The following is a 1,229-nucleotide window of genomic DNA, read 5'->3' as shown; positions in this document are numbered from 1 at the left end:
GAATTTAGAGAACAGATTAAAGTTCATTGCCAGTTTGGGCTGGATATGCGGTAAAACCCAACGACGATTAATTTCTCGCTGTAACGTATCAAGAAACGGGGGTAACGCCTGTGCCTTTAATGGCGTTACTTTGATATGGCCGTCATTTTTATCCAAGATTTTAACTTTCTTGTTATGCAAAATGGTGTCATTTAGGTTTTGTAAATTAAGGTGTAGCTCGCGTTTAAGCTTTTTAATAAAATCCGAGGCTTCTAGAGGTAATCCAAGCTGTAGGTATCGAGCTTCGCGAGATGTTTCCCAATCAGCGGGTAAATCATCATCGGGATTACGGTAACGATAGGCACCCTCAATCCAGATTAATTTACAACGTAGTTTTTCTCGTAAACTTTCAAGGACAGCGACTTCATAATGAAATCGGTTAATTTTGACGAGACTGGCCTGTTTTTCGGTACCACTTGTGGGACCATCCTCTACCATCGCAACAGTAACAGGGAAATCATCCGTTTCAAAAACCATTGACTTCCATGATACAGGAATAACATTAGCTATAGGGACAAGTGCAGCATCAGGATAATAGGTATCAGTCGACTTCTGATTTTTTTAATGAATGCAATCGCATCCAATAAATCACGTCCTTCTTGGCTATTGGTTTTGAAAGTAAATGCATTTAATAGTTGCAGAAGCGCTTTGCGGTGAGCATGTGAATACAGTGAATGCACTTTGAGGTTAACTTGGTTCTGATACCATCTGTTCCCCTTATTTTTCAGCTCTATTACCAATTTTTTTAAAGTGTCCTGATTCACTAAAGGATAGATTTCATCCTCAATGACACCTTTCGGATTTTCAAGAGCCGCTTCTGCAATTAAGTATAAAATATCAAACTTACCGTTAACTTTTTTGACTTCAGAGATGATTTTTTTATTAACATAAACCTCTGCTGATGATTTCATATTGTGAATTAATTTAATAAATAAATCGGCTACATCATCCGTCAATAACTATGATCGCATGTAGACAAAGCAAGCCATAGAAGCCACTCGTGCATTATGGACAAACTCAAGAACGTTGCTGGGTGAGGCCTCCATGATTCTTTGGTAATATTTTTTGATTAATTTTCTTGGTGTGTTATCAAATAATGATGATGGAATAGGAATGCTGCGAATAGGCCTAGCGCTCCGGAACTTGTATATGGACTCATCCGGGATTGCAATATGTTCTAATGTAGTGAG

2 protein-coding genes and 1 pseudogene are annotated in these 1,229 nt (G+C 38.2%); all 3 read right to left on the bottom strand.

All coding sequences use genetic code 11. The features are described from left to right. Nucleotides 1-516 (bottom strand): annotated as a pseudogene (locus A8O27_RS18055) (hypothetical protein); the annotation flags it as partial. 29 nt (nucleotides 517-545) lie between these two features. Continuing rightward, entirely contained in the window at nucleotides 546-950 is a 405-nt protein-coding gene (locus A8O27_RS18050) for a hypothetical protein (RefSeq protein ID WP_131744531.1), read from the bottom strand. A gap of 48 nt (nucleotides 951-998) precedes the next feature. Then, a partial coding sequence (locus tag A8O27_RS19155) for a hypothetical protein (protein WP_211269268.1) occupies nucleotides 999-1,229 on the bottom strand: 231 nt, incomplete at its 5' end.

Origin of the sequence: Legionella bozemanae, from assembly GCF_001648595.1 — a bacterium.
GTDB classification, from domain to species: domain Bacteria; phylum Pseudomonadota; class Gammaproteobacteria; order Legionellales; family Legionellaceae; genus Legionella; species Legionella bozemanae.
Note: the sequence above shows the minus strand (reverse complement) of the source record. Positions and strands in the feature narration are given on the sequence as shown.

Coding starts and splice junctions, on each gene's coding strand:
- A8O27_RS18050 (WP_131744531.1), bottom strand. CDS start 950: ATGAAATCATCAGCAGAGGTTTATGTTAATAAAAAAATCATCTCTGAA.